Below are 16181 nucleotides of genomic sequence, written 5' to 3' on the forward strand. Positions count from 1 at the left end.
TTCCCGGGGTATTGAGCGTTCAAGGTGATTGATCAGCGGATATTGAGCAGGGTCTTCAGGGTGTTTCGCGGCGGGTTGATCGAGGAGTTGCTGTATTCGAACCAGCCCTGGTCGGCCACGTTAAGGTCAAACACATAGATGTAGCCCATCAAGGTGCCCGCACCATTGCAGGCCTCGCTGATATTCCCGACCTGACACACCGGTGTGCGCTGGCCATTGAGTACCGCACCGTTGAAAAGGCCTACAGGGTTATTGCCCAGGCCGACTTCCATCACCGAGACCTTGGTGGGCCCGCGGTGGGTACACATCTGGGTGCTTTGCACGCGCTCGGGGATGGTTTCAGCGCAACGGGCCGATTCGACCTTGAACACGCGCACCTCGCTCAAGGCCGGTGCAGTCGCGCCCCATGCCGGTGCCGCAGCGAGCCACAGGCTGACACAAGGGATCAGAGCTAGACTCCACGCGTTGGCTTTTTTCATGCTGTCGATGACCCGCTGTTGAACGTCGGCGCAGTATGCCTCAAGGCCATGCGCCACACAGCCTCGGCTGCTGGTATGATGCGCCGCTTTTTCCGATCCTCTCTGTATCACAGGCGCTTGGCGCAGTTTGTGCTTTGACTTAGAGGTCAACAAATCACGACGCAAAATAGCGTCACAGGGAGCAGGCATGCTGGAAAAGCTGTTTCAACTCAAGGCACACAACACCAACGTACGGACTGAGATCCTCGCAGGCATCACGACCTTCCTGGCCATGGCCTACATCCTGTTCGTGAACCCGAGCATCCTCGGCGAGACCGGCATGGACAAGGGCGCGGTGTTCGTCGCGACCTGCCTGGCGGCGGCCATCGGTTCGACCGTGATGGGCCTGATCGCCAACTACCCGATTGCGCTCGCGCCGGGCATGGGCCTCAACGCCTTCTTCACCTACACCGTGGTGCTGCACATGGGCCACACCTGGCAAGTGGCGCTGGGTGCGGTGTTTATCTCGGCGGTGCTGTTTTTCCTGCTGTCGATCTTCCGTATCCGTGAGTGGATCATCAACAGCATCCCCCTGCCCCTGCGCTCGGCGATTGCGGCCGGTATCGGCCTGTTCCTGGCGCTGATCGCCTTGCATAACGCCGATATCGTGGTGGCTAACCCGAATACCCTGGTGGGCATGGGCGATCTGACAAAACCCGCACCGATCCTCGCCATCCTCGGCTTTATGCTGATCGTGGCCCTGGAAGCCCTGGCCGTGCGCGGTGCCGTGCTGATCGGTATCCTGGCCGTGACCATCGTTTCCATCGCGCTGGGCGTTACCCCGTTCGGTGGCGTGATATCGATGCCGCCGTCCCTGGCGCCGACGTTCCTGCAACTGGATATCAAAGGCGCGCTGGATATCGGCCTGGTCAGCGTGATCTTCGCCTTCCTGTTCGTCGACTTGTTCGACAACTCCGGCACCCTGATCGGCGTGGCCAAGCGCGCCGGCCTGATGGGCAAGGACGGCCACATGCCGAAAATGGGCCGTGCCCTGATCGCCGACAGCACCGCCGCCATGGCCGGCTCGCTGCTGGGCACCTCGACCACCACCAGCTATATCGAATCCGCTGCCGGCGTAAGCGCCGGGGGCCGCACCGGCTTAACCGCCATCGTGGTCGCGATCCTGTTCCTGCTGGCGCTGTTCTTCTCGCCATTGGCCGCCAGCGTTCCCGCCTTCGCCACCGCGCCGGCGCTGCTGTTCGTGGCGGTGCTGATGACCCAGGGCCTGGCCGAAATCGACTGGGACGACATTACTGTTGCAGCGCCGGTGGTGATCACCGCCCTGGCGATGCCCTTCACTTACTCCATCGCCAACGGCATCGCCTTCGGATTCATCGCCTGGACCGCCATCAAGCTGCTTTCGGGCCGCTATCGTGAGCTGAACCCGGCCCTGGTGATTCTGTCGATTCTGTTTGTGATCAAGCTGGGCTGGTTCAACGCATGACTTTTGACGCCGCAAGCTACACCGTTCAACTGCAAGACAAGGTCACGCGCTTGCGTGACCTGCTGGCGCCGTTCGACGCGCCCGAGCCGCAGGTATTCGATTCGCCGCTGCAGAACTTCCGCCTGCGGGCGGAGTTCCGCCTATGGCGCGAAGGCGGTGAGCGCCACTACGCGATGTTCTCCCAGGACGACAAGCGCACGCCGATCCTGATCGAAGAGTTCCCCATCGCCAGCACCCGCATCAACCAGTTGATGCCGCAGCTCAAGGCCGCCTGTCAAGCCAGCGCCGCGCTGAGCCACAAGCTGTTCCAGGTGGAGTTCCTGACCACCCTGGCCGGCGATGCGATGATCACCCTGTGCTATCACCGCCCGCTGGACGAGCACTGGCACGCCGCTGCAAACCAGCTGGCCGCCGACTTGAACGTGAGCATCATCGGCCGCTCCAAGGGCAAGCGCGATGTGATCGGCCACGACTACGTGGTGGAAAAACTCGAGGTCGGCGGCCGCACGTTCAGCTATCGCCAACCCGAAGGCGCGTTCACCCAGCCCAACGGCACGGTGAACCAGAAGATGCTCAACTGGGCGTACAACGCCTTGGGCGATCGCCCGGATGATTTGCTCGAGCTGTACTGCGGCAACGGCAACTTCACCCTGCCGCTGGCAACGCGTGTGCGTAACGTGCTGGCTACCGAAATCAGCAAGACCTCGGTCAACGCCGCCCTCAGCAACCTCGATGAAAACGCGGTGGGCAACGTGACCCTGGTGCGGCTGTCTGCCGAGGAGCTCACCGAGGCGCTCAACGAAGTGCGCCCGTTCCGCCGCCTGCACGGCATCGACCTGAAAAGCTATGAGTTTGGCAGCGTATTCGTCGACCCGCCGCGCGCCGGCATGGACCCGGACACCTGCGAACTGACCCGGCGTTTCGACAATATCCTGTACATCTCCTGCAACCCGGAGACGCTGGCGGCGAACATTGCGCAGCTGCATGACACGCACAAGATCACTCAATGCGCGATGTTTGACCAGTTCCCGTGGACGCACCATATGGAATCCGGGGTGTTATTGACCCGGCGGTAAATCAACGCTCTCTTGGTCCTTCTTGCGTGGCCGACCGCCCTTCTTGCCATTGGCACGGGCGGCAGCGGCTTTGGCGGCGCTGCTTTTGCGGCCATTGCGGGAGGCCACCATGCTTGTGGCCAGGTCCATCAGTGGCTGGCTTGTCGCAATCAAGCCGGTGATGGAAACATCCAGATCCTTAGCCTCACAGCACAGCGCCTTGCCGCCGAAACCGACCGCCAATTGCTCGAAATCCTGCACGGAAAAACCTTCGAACTCCGGCAGGCCGGCCACTGGCAACATGACGCGGCTGCCGTCGCTGAAGCCAATGGAGATGCAATTGTCTGCATAACGCACATTGCTCGCGTTGGCGTATAGACGCTTCAGCTTGCGCCCACGCGCGATGGCCTTGTCGACATCGGCATCCGTGATCGGTACATAGGGCCGGACTTTGGCCTTTACGATTTTTTTCATAAATCAATCTCCACAAAACCTGGTGCCCTGACCAGATTCAGAATTGTTTTCTGCCCCACGACGTCGTGCCGGGCACGTGCGATCACATAAACACCGCGCTGAATGAGCAACCCGGGCAAGACCTCACTGGCCTCCCAATCCCAGGAATGGTTCTCCAGGCAAACCGTTTGCAGGTTCTCCCACCAGATACGTCGTGCGCGCGCCAAGTAGTGCCGTTGCCTTATCGCCTCGCCTATTTCCCTCAGGACCGCAGTCGGTGGCCGCCTTCGTTCCGGGTCTACATCCCACAGCTCCACGTCCCCATCCAGAAAACTGAAACGAAACCGCGCATCCCATCCGTTGCCCCTCACATGGACGTGAGGCGGACAATGCTCATCCCTGAGAAACACCGAGATGACATAACCTTTATAAGCACCTACTTTCATCGTAACCCATCCGTTAGGTTATTTTCCGCCCGGTAACAATTTTCCACAGTTACCCGACAACAGGCTCCATACCCCTGGAGCTGTTTCACAGATTAGTAACGATAAAAAACCCGGCGAACGCCGGGTTGTAACCACTCATGCCGACGGTTGGAAATACTCCGCCAACGCCCGCAAGTCCTGCTCACTCAGCAACCCCGCGTAATACTTCAACTGAATCCGCGCCAGCAGATACGCATGCCGCGCATTCGCCAGGTCGCGGCGCGCAGTGAACAGTTGTTGCTCGGCGTCCAGCACATCGAGGTTGACGCGCTCACCGCCGCTGACACTCTTTTTGGTCGCCGCCACCAGGGCGGTGGCCGAGCTGACGGCCATCTCATAGGCGCGCACCTTCGCCGCGCCACTGGTGTTGAGGTTGAATTGCTTACGCAGCTCCACCAGCGTGGCCGAGGTGTGCGCATCCAGCTCATACCTGGCCTGGGACAACTGGTTCGCCGCCTGGCGGGTGGAGGCCGACACCGAGCCACCCGCGAACAGCGGCAGGCTCACCTGAATGCCGACACTGTTGGTGTCGTACTTCTGGTTGTAGCTGCTTTCCGAGTCGGAGCTGGTCTTACGGCTGCTGGCGTACAAGCTGACTTTGGGTAAGTGCCCGGCACGCTTGCGCTCCACCTCATACTCGGCAACGTCGAGGGCGTGGTGCTGGGATTGCAGCTCCGGGTTATTCGCCAGCGCCAGTTCGCGCCAGGTCTCGAAACGGTTCGGCTCCAGTGGCGCGATGACGAATTGACGCGTCAGGGGCGCCAGCTCTTCGATCTGCAACGGCTGGCCGACGATGGCTTCCAACTCGCGCAGGGCACTGTCCTGGGCGTCCAGCGATTCGATTTCTTCAGCCTGGGCCAGGCTCAGACGGGCCTGGGTTTCCAGCACATCGGTGCGCGTGCCTTCGCCGCCTTTCAGCAGGCGGTCGTTGAGTTGCAGGCGCTCGGCAAACGCACGTTTCTGCGCACGGCTCAGCTCGATGCGCTCCTGGGCCAGCAACGCCTGGCTGTAGCTACTGAGTACCCGCACAGCCAATTCCTGGCTCTTGCCGCGAAAACGCTCGTCGGCCATCAGCGCCTGGGCGGTACCCTGGCGAAAACGCGCATAGGCTTCGTAATCCAGCAACGGTTGCTGCAAGGTCAGTGTCGACGCGTAGCTGCGGTAATCGCGGTCGCTGGTGACATTGCCGACGGCAGTGCTTTGGGTCACTTCGGACTCATTGCGCGAGTTGTTGTAGCTCCAGGACAGATTGGGCAGGAGCCCGGCACGGCCTATCACGCGGTTCTCTTCACCGGCCTCACGCTCCTGGATCGCCGCCTGAAAAGTCGGATCGTTGCGCAGGGCTAAGTCGTAGGCGTCCAACAATCCCAGGGCATGCGCCGCCGGGGTGCAGCTCAAACACAGGCAAAACAACAGCACCTTCATTCTTCCACCAGGGCCATGTGAGTTCGATCGAGCAAAGGCTTGAACAGGTAGTTGAGCATCGAGCGCTCACCGGTCTTGACGAAGGTTTCCACGGGCATGCCCGGGCGGATCTGCACCCCGTCCAGTTGCTGCATGCCGGCCGCGCTGACCTGGGCACGCAGCGTGTAATAAGGCTCGTCGGTGCGCTCGTCGACCTGGCGGTCCGCCGATACCAGGGTGACCTCCCCGGCTATGCGCGGTGTGGTGGCCTGGTTGAAGGCCGAGAACAACAACTCCACCGGCAGGCCCGGGTGCACCTTGTCGACCATCTGCACCGGCACCCGTGCTTCCACCAGCAAGGGTTCGCCCTGGGGCACGATGTCCATCAGCGCCTGGCCCGGTTTGATCACCCCGCCTTCGGTGTAGACATCCAGCCCCACCACTACGCCGGAGGCGGGCGCGCGTACCAGGCTGTTGGCCAACTCGAACTCGGCCGACGCCAGGCGGTTGCGCAGGTCGTCGCTGCGGGTGCGGGTTTCGGCCAACTGGCCGCGCAGGTCTTTCTGGAAGTCTTCGCCGAGCTGGCGGATGCGCAGGCGCAGCTCAAGTACCTGGCGCTGTAATTGGCCGATACGGCCATAGTCTTCGGCGATGGTGCCGTCGATCTGTGAGTACAGGCGCTCACTGTCGAGCAGGCGATTACGTGGGATATAGCCATCGCGGGCCAGTTCGCGCAGGCCTTGCAGTTGTTCATTCAAGGCCGCGCGTTGCTGCAGTTTGCTGGCTTGCGAATCCCGCGTACCGCGCAACTGCGCTTCGGCCCCGGCGATGGTTTCACGCAGGCCCTGTTGCTCGGTGGCCAACGACTGGGCGCGGCTGTTGAACAGTTGCCGTTGCAGCGCCAGCATGCTGGCCGCCGCAGGCTCGGTGAGCAGTTCCGGGCCGAACGTGATCGCCGACAAGCCTTCGCTCTCGGCACTCAAGCGCGCTTCGCTGGCCAGCGAGGCCAGGTACTGGCTGCGCAATGACTGCATCTGGCCGCGCAAGGGCGTCTCCTTCAAGCGCAGCAGCACTTGCCCGGCGCTGACCACCTCACCGTCGCGTACCTCAATGCGTTCGACGATGCCGCCGGTGGGGTGTTGCACAGTCTTGCGGTGGCCCGAGACCATGACCTTGCCCGACACCGCCACGCCCTTGTCCAGCGGCGCCAATGCCGCCCAACCGAGAAAGCCGACAAAGCCCCCCAGCACCAGCCACCAGCCCAGGCGCGAATATTTTTTATCATCCAGCGCCAGCACATTGTTCGGCTGGTCGCTGACCAGCACCGGTTTAGTCATGCTCATGCCTGTTTTCCTTCACCGAGGCGGTAACTCATGCTCATGCTCGACACCGGCTTGTTGGCTGCCGGCTTCTGCCGTGCTTCCAACACCCGCGCCGTCGGGCCAAAGGCTTGCAACTGGCCGTCCTTGAGGATCAGCAAGTGGTCGGTCAGGCTCAATACATTGGGTTTGTGGGTGATCAGGACCAGCGTGCGGTGCTGCTGCTTGAGTTGGGTAATGGCCTGGAGCAAGGCCTGCTCGCCGACTTCATCGAGGTTGGAGTTGGGCTCATCCAGCACAATCAACGCGGGCAGGCCATACAGCGCACGCGCCAGGGCCACGCGCTGTTTCTGGCCGCCGGACAGGCCTGCCCCGCCCTCCCCCAGCTGGGTGTCGTAGCCTTGCGGCAGTTGCAGGATCAGTTCATGCACACCGGCCATTTGCGCGGCCGCCAGGACTTTGTCGGCATCGCGCTCGGCAAACCGTGCGATGTTGTCCGCGATGCTGCCGGCGAACAGTTGAATGTCCTGGGGCAGATAGCCGATGTGCGGGCCCAGTTGTTGTTTGTCCCACTGGGCCAGGTCGGCGCCGTCCAGCCGCACCTTGCCGGCCAGCGGTGCCCAGGCGCCCACCAGCACGCGGGCCAAGGTGGACTTACCGCAACCCGACGGGCCGATCACGCCCAGCACCTCGCCCGCCGGCAGGCTGAAGCCCAGGTTGGCCAGCGCCGGTCGACGGCTGCCAGGTGCGCAGGCACTGATTTGCTCGACACTCAACTGGCCCTTGGGCACCGGCAGGCTCATGCGCGCCGGTCGCGCCGGGTTGGCCTCCAGCATCTGCGACAATCGCTCGTACGCCAGGCGCGCCGAGCCCCATTGCTTCCACACGCCAATCAGTTGGTCGATGGGGGTCAGCACCCGGCCCATCAGGATCGAGCCGGCGATCATCATCCCCGGCGTGATATCACCCTGCACCGCCAGCAATGCGCCCAGCCCCAGCACCAGCGACTGCAAGGCCAGGCGCACACCCTTGGACCAGGCGCTGACGGCGGCGGTCTTTTCACTGCCCAGATTTTGTTGGGCCAGGAATGCCTGATGCTGGCTGAACCAGCGCCCACGCAAGGTGGCCAGCATGCCCATGGCCTCGATGGTGTCGGCATTGCGCAGGTTGGCCGTGGCCTGCTGGCTGGCGCTGATGGACAGCTGGCTGGCCAGGGCCATCGGCGCCTGGCTGACATGGTGGTTGAGCCACGCCAGCACGATCAGGATCACCGCACCGCCCAGCGCCAACAGGCCGAGCCAGGGGTGGAACAGGAAGATCACCAACAGGTACACCGGAAACCACGGCGCATCAAAAAATGCGAACAACGCCTGGCCGGTGGCGAACTGGCGCAGGGTGGTCAGGTCATGCAGCGCCTGGCCCGCCGCCTGGGTGCCGCCCTTGAGTTGCGCTTCGAACGCGGCGTCGTACACCCGCTGGTTCAAGCGCATGTCCATTTGCGTGCCGAGGCGGATCACCACCTGGCTACGCACCCACTCCAAGCCGCCCATCAGGCCGAACAAGCCGAGGATCATCAGCGTCAGCATCAATAGGGTCATCTGATTGCCCGACGCCAGTACCCGGTCGTACACCTGCAACATGTACAGCGCCGGGGCCAGCATCAGCAGGTTGATCACCGCCGAGAACAGGCCGATGTTGAAGAAGCCACTTTTATAGGCCGTGAGGGCGGCCAGGGTTTCGTTGCCGGCGTGGCGCATCTGGGGATTCTCGTGGGGGTAAACGGGGAGCGCTCGCGCGTTGACAGGCGCTACGGCGCTCCGCAGAATTTGGCACCGCCATCGCTCGAAGAGTTAGAAGGCTTGGGCGACGGCGGTGTGTCATGCGGCGAATGGGAGAGCAATCTTCCATTCGCTTTTTTCATGCAGCGCAGGTGTCAGGCCGCGAGTGCCCAGTCCTGTGCCACGTCTTGCACGCCCACCAAGGCAACGTCGGCGGTGGTGGCAGACGCCGCGTGAGCCGCGAGGCCTGCGGAGATTTCGTCGAAGGTGCTGGCGGTGGAGAGGCTGGAGTCGATAGCGCCCAGCAGTTCGTTGAGCACCGATTCCAGGGCCGTGGTGTTGCCTTGGATCAGGCCATAGATCACGCTCTGCACTTCGTTGCCGGTGCGGCCTGCACCTTCAGCGGCGAACAGGTCGAGGCCGTTGAAGGCCACCTTGTAGGCGCTCAGGTCGAAATCGCTGCCGCTACCGCCGGTGAGGCCGGTGCCCAGCTCAACGTTATCCAACTCGCCCCACAGGTAGTGGTTCAGGTTGCTGCTGGCCGGCAGGGTCGGGTTGAACACGTAGTGCAAGCCGTTGCTGGTGTCGCTGTCGGCGATAAACGCGTAATCGGAGTTGTTACCACCGTGGGCCGAATATTGGTCACCGCTGAAGGTGCCGTTGCTGAAGCCACCGTTGTTACCACCGGTGCCATGGCCAGCCGTGGCAAAACCAAGAGCCCAGTCCGACAGGTAGTCCGACAGCGAAGTAGTGCCCAGGTACGACTCGTAGCTAACAGAAATAGTCATCACTAAACCTCGTTATATACAGCGCTATTGATCAGTACGCTGACGCGTACTTTTTGCCCAACCCTGGGCAAAACCGTGATTGACCGAGTGCCTGCGCACCGGCATCAGAATTTGTATTCGAGCATCCCGCTCAACGTCCGCCCGCGAGCCAGGCTGAGGTTGTTGGCATCGCCCATGGCGACGAAATACGCCTCGTCGGTGGCGTTCTCCAACGCCAGCGCGATGTTCAATTGGTCGGTCATCCAGTAACTGGCGTAGAAGTCATACACCGTGTATTTGGGCCACATGGCCTGGTCGATCAGGTCGTAACCCTGGCTGTTGAGGTTTTCGCCGTTGCCGGAGCTGTAGCGAACCCGCACACCGGTATCCAGGCGTTTATCCAGGAAGCGCGCGCCCAGCGTCAACGAGCCGCGATCCGCCGGGGTGTACGTGGCGTTGCCCATGATCTTGCCGCAGCTTTCCAGGTTGTTGGCCGCATCGTCGTCGAGCACGTTATAGGTGGTCACCGGTCGGAACCCGATGGTGCCGTTTGGCCGGGTAAACTGTTCGATGCGCGTGGTCGAAGGGCCGGCCTTCTTGGCGCCGCCCAGGTAATAGTTCTTCGAGCAAAACTCGTTGGTGCCGATCATGTGGGTGTAGCTGAGGTTGGTATACGCGCGGCCCATGTCGTAATTGAGCTGGTATTCGAGGCCGCGGAAGCGTGTGTCATTGAGGTTGTTGGTATACGCCATGATCCCGTTGAAACCGCCGACGGTGGTCTCCGGCAAACTCACACTGGTATTGAGGAACGTGAAGTTCTGAATCTTGGTATCGAAGTACGCCACCTTGATGCCCAGTCGGTCGTCATTGAAAAACAACGACTCCTTGAACACGTTCACGCCCACTTCCCAATCGCGAGACTCCTCTGGCTTGAGATAAGGGTTGGGGAACACCCGCTCGTTAGAACCTCCGCCGTGAGGACGGCCGCTCATGAATGTTTCGGTAACGGCCGGCGGGCGCCAGCCCTTGCCCCAGCGGGTATACAGTTGCAACCAGTCGAGGCCGGGCTTGATACCAATGCCGAAGGTCGGCGAAAACTGCCCCTCTTCACGGTCGATGTCATAAATCTGCTCGACACGCCTGGACCCCACCGTGCTTGAGTAAACCGCGCCACGCGTCCACAGCGTCATCCCCGTGACCCCTTCGAGCCGATAGCGGTCGTAACGCAGGCCGGCATCCACGGTCAGCCAATCGGCATATTCGTATTGCAGGTTGTTGAACAGGCTGGCGATGGTGCGCTTGCCTTCCGGGTCGGCGCTGGGGGTGTAGGGCAAGGAGCCGGTGGCCACGGTGTTGGTCGATTCGATCTTGTTGGTGCGCGGCTTGAAGGTGTCCTGGTACATCTCCAGGCCATAGTTCCAACTCAAATGCCCCACGTTGCCCAGGTCAAAGCGTGAGGTGTTTTCACCTTGCAGGCCCCAGGTGTCGGTCTGGAAATGGTCGGTATAGGCTGGCGTGTAGTTGCCTGAACTCAGCGACGCGGCATTCGGCGAGTTGGCGCGATCCAGTTGGGTGGTGACGTAATAGAGCTTGGCCTTGAGATCGACCAGCGGGTTATCCGGGCTGTAGCTGTAATCCAGCGCAACGTTTTTGGCGTTGAGGTTGTTCTTGCTGGTACGCACGTAATAGGAGCTTTGCAGGTCGTCGGTAATGTAGCCCCAGGCGTCGTTGCTGTCGGTGTCGCTTTCCAGGTAGCTCAACTGCACGCGTTGGTCATTGGGCAGGTTCAGGCCGAACTTCACAATCTGCGAGCGGGTCACACTGCCGGTATCGCCGACTTCGCTGTTCAACCAGTCGTCGAAGGCCACCGGGGCGTACTTTCTTGCGCGTATGTTGGTGCCCAGGTTGTCGTCATTGTGCTTGCCGCCACGGTAGTTACCGAAATGGCGTTCGCTGTAGCCGAGCATGACATCGCCGCGCTCATCGCCAAACGCAAACACGCCACTGCCGTTGAAGTCGGTACCGTTGCCCAGCTCACCGATGCCACTGCCGGCACGGATGCGGCCGCCGTAGTCTTTGCCGTCCTTCAGGAACTCACTGGCGTCGAGGGTCTTGAACGAGGCAATCCCGCCCAGCACCGCCGCCCCGCCCTGCCCCGACTGGCTGCCCTTGTCGATCTGGATGCTGGAAATGAACTCCGGGTCGATCAGCATGGTGCCGTTGCGCTGCTGGTGACCGTTGACGTTGAAGTTCTGGCGCATGCCGTCGATGTTCATGTTCACGCGGCCGTAGTCCTGCACGCCGCGTATGTTCACGGAGAGGCCGGGGTCGCGTTGATCGACGGCGGTGTAGACGCCGGCGGTTTCTTCGAGCATATCGGCAGCGTGACGAGGCGGGCGTTTATCGATCATGTCACGGCTGATCACCGCCACGGACTTTGGGCTCTGGTACACCCAATCACTGGCCTGGCCATTGGTATTGCCGGTGATGGTGGTGGTGCCCACCGTCATGGCACCGGCATGCTCGTCACTGACACGGTTGAGCGTGACCTGGCGATCGCCGGTAAAGCGGTATTCCACCGGTGCGGCGCCGAGCAAACGGCCCAGGCCTTCCTGCACGCTGAAAGTGCCTTTAAGCGAGGTGCTGCTCAGGCCTTGCAGGCGCTGGCTGTCGAACAACACCTGCAAACCGGCCCGGTCTGCAAACGCCAGCACGGCACTGCCCAAGGATTGCGCAGGGATATCGAACGTCAGTACGGCGGGCTGGGCAGCATCCACCGAAGGCTGCGCCGCATACACAGGAGCCGCTGCGGCGAACAGGCCCAAGTGAATGGCCAGGGCTAACCGACTACCGGTGATACGCCCCTTGGTGATTGCTGACATTGCTGGGTTCCCTACGCTAATCGTTTTTTTGTTTATGCGAATGCTTCTCACCTACCAAGACGTACGAGGCGCAGGAAGTCAGTAAGGTTTTTTGAAAGTTTTTTAATCGGGGGGGTTACGCGGGTGGGAGCAGGCCTCCCACCGGGGTATCAATAGATCAGGCTGAGGCCGGCCAGGTCCAAGCGTTGCACTTGAAGTTCCTGGGTAAGAGTGCCGAGGGCGGTGTCGAGCATGTCGAGGCGGAACACCCCGCTGACCTCACGATCACCCAGCTCCGCGTTGGTCAACACCACACGCCCCGGGCGGTAGCGGTTGAGTTGCTCGACGACTTTGGCCAGGGGCTGGCGATCAAAGATCAGTACACCGCGCCGCCAACTGGTGGCGCGCTGCACATCGAACTGGTCCAGGGGCACGACGCCCTCCCGCGGGCTGTAGCGCGCGGCCTGGCCTTCCTTGAGCACGCGCTCGCCCGGGCCGTTTTTCGGCGGGTTTTGCAGCGAGACCGCGACACTGTGCTGCAAAACGCCCACCCAGGCCTGCCGATCATCTTCGCGCTCGACCACAAACCGCGTACCCAGCGCGCGCGTCTGCCCGCCGGCGCTCTGCACCACGAACGGCCGGGTTTCCTGGCCCACCATCGGCGCCACGTCAAAAATCGCCGAGCCCTGGATCAGGCTGATGCGCCGCTGCACACCGTCGTAGTCCAGGCGAATGGCGCTGGCAGAATCCAACTCCACCGTGCTGCCGTCGGCCAGGTGCACGGTGCGCACTTCGCCCTTCTGGGTGATGTAGTCGGCCTGCATCTGCAGCAGCGCGTCCGGCCCGCGCACCCAGCCAACACCGGCCACCACCAGCACCAACGCGACGGCCGCCGCCCGTTGCCAGGGCTTGCGCCGCTTGGAACGGCGTATGGGCATCGCCGCTGCAGCCGGGCGTTGTCGGTGTACGGGCTCGTCTTTGTGCACTTCGCCCAGCACAGCCCAGGTCTGCTCGGCAAAGCGCAGCGCCGCCTCGTGGCGGCTGTCGCTGGCGATCCATTGCCGCAGTTCGGCCTGTTCCTGCTCAGTCAGAGCACAGGCGTGCAGGCGCACCGCCCAATCGGCGGCCGCCTCGGTAATGCTGTGCTGTTGCGGACCCTGGCTATTCACGTGTGAATCTCGAATTTTTCGTTATATAACGCTGTGACGTCTGACCTGGCGTTTTTCGGTAATTCATTCGTCGGATGATGCCACCTCACCTTCCTGCAAGCGCTGCATGACATACGCCAGGGCCTTGGCCAGGTGCTTTTGTACGGAGCTGTCGGAGATGTCCAGGTGCTGGGCAACCTGGGCGTGAGTCATGCCTTCTATGCGGTTCAGACGGAAAATCTGCTGGGTACGCTCCGGCAATTCCGCCAGTGCCTGCTTCAATGCCTGTCGCTGTTGCTGCGCCATTGCCTGAGCCTCCAACCCGGCCACTTCATCTTCAATCTCGGCCAGCGCCTCGATGGGCACGGAGTCAGTCTTGCGCCGTGCTTCCTGGCGAATGTGGTCGATCAGCAGATTGCTCGCCGTTCGATAGAGATAGCCCTGGGAGTTGTCGATACGCTCGCCGGCCGGTTTTTCCGCCAGGCGCAGGAAGCTCTCCTGCACCAGGTCTGCGGCCAACTGCGGGTCCCGTACCTTGCGGGCCAGATACCCGCGCAGGGTATCGGCATGCTTGAGAAACAGGCCTTTGAGATCCACGTCCGACAAACCGACTCCCTGGAATGTAAAGGAAACAGGCCGGCATATTAAGCGTTGTCGAGAATGATTTTCAATTGATATCTAATCTGATTCGAAGCCATCTTGAGGCGATTAACGGTTCGGTAATCGAACAGATACGTCGGCATCAATTGACCAAATTAACTATCCAGTACATTTTATCAGCACAACCAATAATAATTCTGGAGACCTCCCCATGCCGCCTATCGTGCTGGTGCTCAACGGCCCCAACCTCAACCTGCTCGGCACCCGCGAGCCCGCCACCTACGGCCATGAAACCCTGGCCGACGTCGCCGCCCTGTGCGGGCGCAGCGCTGAAAAACTCGGGCTGAAAATCGAATTCCGCCAGACCAACCACGAAGGTGAACTGCTGGACTGGATCCACGGAGCCCGCGCCCGTTGCGCCGGGATCGTGATCAATCCGGCGGCCTGGACCCACACCTCGGTGGCCATCCGCGACGCGCTGGTGGCCAGTGAAGTGCCGGTGATCGAGGTGCATTTGTCCAATGTGCATGCGCGTGAAGCGTTTCGTCATCACTCGTTCGTGTCGCCCATCGCCAAGGCGGTGCTTGCGGGTTTCGGCAGCCATGGCTACCACCTGGCCCTGGAACATTTCAGCCAGCTGTTGAAGGGATCAACCCAATGAAACCGCGCATTCTCGCCGGGCTGATCGGCGCCGGCATCCAGGCCTCGCGCACCCCTGCCCTGCATGAACAGGAAGGTGACGCCCAGGGCTTGCGCTACCTGTATCAGTTGATCGATCTGGAACCGCTGCAACTGAACATCAATGCTCTGCCCGACCTGCTGGACGCCGCCGAGTTGATGCACTTCACCGGGCTGAACATTACCTACCCGTGCAAGCAGGCGATCCTACCGTTGCTGGATGAACTGTCCGACGAGGCCCGGGGTATCGGCGCGGTGAATACGGTGGTGTTCAAGGACGGCAAACGCATCGGCCACAACACCGATTGCCTGGGGTTTGCCGAAGGTTTCCGGCGCAACTTGAATGATGTGCCGCGCCAGCGTGTGGTGCAGATGGGGGCCGGCGGTGCGGGTGCGGCAGTGGCCCATGCGCTGCTGGCCGAAGGCGTCGAGCACTTGAGTATTTTCGACGTGGACGCCACCCGCGCCCGCGACCTTGTGGATAACCTGGCCCAGCGTTTCGGCGCCGGTCGCGCGCAGGCAGGCCAGCACCTGGAAAACGCCCTGGCCGAGGCCGATGGTTTGGTTAACACCACGCCGATGGGCATGGCCAAGCTGCCCGGTATGCCGGTGCCGGCGGCGCTGCTGCGGGCTGAGCTATGGGTTGCGGAGATTGTGTATTTCCCCCTGGAAACCGAACTGCTGCGCAGCGCACGTGCCTTGGGTTGCCGCACCCTGGATGGCGGCAACATGGCAGTGTTCCAGGCGGTGAAGGCGTTTGAGTTGTTCAGCGGCGAGGTGCCGGATGCGCAGCGGATGTTGGCGCATTTTCAGAGCATGAATAACTGAATGCGGGAGCGGAGGTTAAATGTGGGAGGGGGCTTGCCCCCGATGGGGGTGGGTCAGTCAGCTTATGTGTAGCTGACACACCGCCATCGGGGGCAAGCCCCCTCCCACATGGATTGCATTCCAACCTGAATTATCAGGCCTGCAGATAACGCATCACCGACTCACAAATCATTTCTCGGTGCCGCTGTTTAACCGCTTCATCCGACAGCTCGATCTGAAAAATCTCACTGAATGTATGGCGGTTGGACACCCGGTAAAAGCTGAACGAGTTGATCAGCAGGTGCACGTCCAACGGCTCCAAGCCCTCGCGAAACAGCCCCATCTCGGCCCCGCGGCGCAACGTGGTGCCCAGCGCTTCAAGGATATTGCTGTTCATCGCCTTGATTGAGTCCGAGCGCTTCACGTACTCGGCATTGTGGATATTTTCGATGCTGACGATGCGCACGAAATCCACATTCTGGTCATGGTGATCAAAGGTGAATTCCACCAGCCGGCGGATCGCTTCACGCGGTTCCAAGGCGGTGAGGTTCATACGGGTTTCGGTGTTGCGAATATCGCCGTAGAGCTTCTCCAGTACCTCGACGTACAACTGCTCCTTGCTGCCGAAGTAGTAATAGATCATGCGTTTGGAGGTGTGGATGCGCTCGGCGATCGCATCCACCCGAGCGCCGGACAGGCCCTGCTGCACAAACTCGACTACAGCTTCCTGCAGGATGTTTTCGCGGGTCTTTTCCGGGTTGTTCTTACGACTCTTGCGCGGTGCGTCTGACACCGCGGGGAGTTCGGGACTCGAGGTCATGGTGCGCTCACGGCCATTGTTATGCAGGCGGTGATTATGGGCCG

Annotated in this window: 15 protein-coding genes; 4 read left to right on the plus strand and 11 right to left on the minus strand. The window is 61.5% G+C overall.

The genetic code is table 11. The features are described from left to right. Window positions 1-32: 32 nt before the first annotated feature. A complete protein-coding gene (locus CXQ82_RS27190) occupies window positions 33-479 on the minus strand; it encodes a DUF4879 domain-containing protein (protein ID WP_101273878.1) in 447 nt (148 codons plus the stop codon). A gap of 187 nt (window positions 480-666) precedes the next feature. Here CXQ82_RS27190 and CXQ82_RS27195 point away from each other — a divergent pair, with 187 nt between their 5' ends. Beyond that, window positions 667-1962 (plus strand): NCS2 family permease, encoded by a 1296-nt coding sequence (locus CXQ82_RS27195; RefSeq protein WP_101273098.1) that lies wholly within the window; start codon window positions 667-669, stop codon window positions 1960-1962. Further along, window positions 1959-3038: a tRNA (uridine(54)-C5)-methyltransferase TrmA gene (gene trmA, locus CXQ82_RS27200; protein ID WP_101273099.1), complete on the plus strand. Its 1080-nt coding sequence runs from the start codon at window positions 1959-1961 to the stop codon at window positions 3036-3038. The genes CXQ82_RS27195 and trmA overlap by 4 nt, the downstream gene beginning before the upstream one ends. Here trmA and CXQ82_RS27205 read toward each other — a convergent pair. The 9 genes from CXQ82_RS27205 to CXQ82_RS27245 form a co-directional block, all read right to left on the minus strand. Continuing rightward, complete coding sequence (locus tag CXQ82_RS27205) at window positions 3021-3491, minus strand: DUF2442 domain-containing protein (RefSeq protein WP_101273100.1); 471 nt, start codon at window positions 3489-3491, stop codon at window positions 3021-3023. The two genes, trmA and CXQ82_RS27205, sit on opposite strands and share 18 nt — an antisense overlap. After that, entirely contained in the window at window positions 3488-3916 is a 429-nt protein-coding gene (locus CXQ82_RS27210; RefSeq protein WP_101273101.1) for a DUF4160 domain-containing protein, read from the minus strand. Before CXQ82_RS27210 ends, CXQ82_RS27205 begins: the two co-directional genes overlap by 4 nt. Before the next feature lie 135 nt (window positions 3917-4051). Continuing rightward, window positions 4052-5380, minus strand: a complete 1329-nt coding sequence (locus CXQ82_RS27215; RefSeq protein WP_101273102.1) for a TolC family outer membrane protein — start codon at window positions 5378-5380, stop codon at window positions 4052-4054. Beyond that, entirely contained in the window at window positions 5377-6696 is a 1320-nt protein-coding gene (locus CXQ82_RS27220; RefSeq protein WP_371917374.1) for an HlyD family type I secretion periplasmic adaptor subunit, read from the minus strand. The genes CXQ82_RS27215 and CXQ82_RS27220 overlap by 4 nt, the downstream gene beginning before the upstream one ends. Window positions 6697-6698: 2 nt before the next feature. Continuing rightward, window positions 6699-8435: a type I secretion system permease/ATPase gene (locus CXQ82_RS27225; protein ID WP_101273104.1), complete on the minus strand. Its 1737-nt coding sequence runs from the start codon at window positions 8433-8435 to the stop codon at window positions 6699-6701. Between the two features lie 176 nt (window positions 8436-8611). Then, window positions 8612-9244 (minus strand): heme acquisition protein HasA, encoded by a 633-nt coding sequence (locus CXQ82_RS27230; RefSeq protein ID WP_101273105.1) that lies wholly within the window; start codon window positions 9242-9244, stop codon window positions 8612-8614. Window positions 9245-9348: 104 nt separating this feature from the next. Beyond that, on the minus strand, window positions 9349-12105 hold the full coding sequence (locus CXQ82_RS27235; protein WP_101273106.1) for a TonB-dependent receptor: 2757 nt from the start codon (window positions 12103-12105) through the stop codon (window positions 9349-9351). Between the two features lie 149 nt (window positions 12106-12254). After that, window positions 12255-13253, minus strand: coding sequence for a FecR family protein (locus CXQ82_RS27240; protein ID WP_101273107.1), 999 nt, complete (start codon window positions 13251-13253; stop codon window positions 12255-12257). Window positions 13254-13316: 63 nt separating this feature from the next. Continuing rightward, on the minus strand, window positions 13317-13838 hold the full coding sequence (locus tag CXQ82_RS27245; RefSeq protein WP_101273108.1) for an RNA polymerase sigma factor: 522 nt from the start codon (window positions 13836-13838) through the stop codon (window positions 13317-13319). Window positions 13839-14043: 205 nt separating this feature from the next. On the opposite strand from CXQ82_RS27245, the gene aroQ reads away from it, so the two are divergent. Next, window positions 14044-14493, plus strand: coding sequence for a type II 3-dehydroquinate dehydratase (aroQ, locus tag CXQ82_RS27250; RefSeq protein WP_101273109.1), 450 nt, complete (start codon window positions 14044-14046; stop codon window positions 14491-14493). Next, window positions 14490-15338: a shikimate dehydrogenase gene (locus CXQ82_RS27255; RefSeq protein WP_101273110.1), complete on the plus strand. Its 849-nt coding sequence runs from the start codon at window positions 14490-14492 to the stop codon at window positions 15336-15338. Before aroQ ends, CXQ82_RS27255 begins: the two co-directional genes overlap by 4 nt. Window positions 15339-15471: 133 nt before the next feature. Here CXQ82_RS27255 and CXQ82_RS27260 read toward each other — a convergent pair whose 3' ends face one another. Next, a complete protein-coding gene (locus CXQ82_RS27260; protein ID WP_101273111.1) occupies window positions 15472-16137 on the minus strand; it encodes a TetR/AcrR family transcriptional regulator in 666 nt (221 codons plus the stop codon). Window positions 16138-16181 lie beyond the last annotated feature (44 nt).

Origin of the sequence: Pseudomonas sp. S09G 359 (assembly GCF_002843605.1) — a bacterium.
Classification (GTDB): Bacteria; Pseudomonadota; Gammaproteobacteria; order Pseudomonadales; family Pseudomonadaceae; genus Aquipseudomonas.

Bases quoted from the DNA above. Each gene is read 5' to 3' on its own strand.
- CXQ82_RS27235 (WP_101273106.1), bottom strand. From the start codon at position 12,105: ATGTCAGCAATCACCAAGGGGCGTATCACCGGTAGTCGGTTAGCCCTG.
- trmA (WP_101273099.1), top strand. From the start codon at position 1,959: ATGACTTTTGACGCCGCAAGCTACACCGTTCAACTGCAAGACAAGGTC.
- CXQ82_RS27215 (WP_101273102.1), bottom strand. From the start codon at position 5,380: ATGAAGGTGCTGTTGTTTTGCCTGTGTTTGAGCTGCACCCCGGCGGCG.
- aroQ (WP_101273109.1), top strand. From the start codon at position 14,044: ATGCCGCCTATCGTGCTGGTGCTCAACGGCCCCAACCTCAACCTGCTC.
- CXQ82_RS27195 (WP_101273098.1), top strand. From the start codon at position 667: ATGCTGGAAAAGCTGTTTCAACTCAAGGCACACAACACCAACGTACGG.
- CXQ82_RS27190 (WP_101273878.1), bottom strand. From the start codon at position 479: ATGAAAAAAGCCAACGCGTGGAGTCTAGCTCTGATCCCTTGTGTCAGC.
- CXQ82_RS27255 (WP_101273110.1), top strand. From the start codon at position 14,490: ATGAAACCGCGCATTCTCGCCGGGCTGATCGGCGCCGGCATCCAGGCC.
- CXQ82_RS27205 (WP_101273100.1), bottom strand. From the start codon at position 3,491: ATGAAAAAAATCGTAAAGGCCAAAGTCCGGCCCTATGTACCGATCACG.
- CXQ82_RS27210 (WP_101273101.1), bottom strand. From the start codon at position 3,916: ATGAAAGTAGGTGCTTATAAAGGTTATGTCATCTCGGTGTTTCTCAGG.
- CXQ82_RS27220 (WP_371917374.1), bottom strand. From the start codon at position 6,696: ATGACTAAACCGGTGCTGGTCAGCGACCAGCCGAACAATGTGCTGGCG.
- CXQ82_RS27225 (WP_101273104.1), bottom strand. From the start codon at position 8,435: ATGCGCCACGCCGGCAACGAAACCCTGGCCGCCCTCACGGCCTATAAA.
- CXQ82_RS27230 (WP_101273105.1), bottom strand. From the start codon at position 9,244: ATGACTATTTCTGTTAGCTACGAGTCGTACCTGGGCACTACTTCGCTG.
- CXQ82_RS27260 (WP_101273111.1), bottom strand. From the start codon at position 16,137: ATGACCTCGAGTCCCGAACTCCCCGCGGTGTCAGACGCACCGCGCAAG.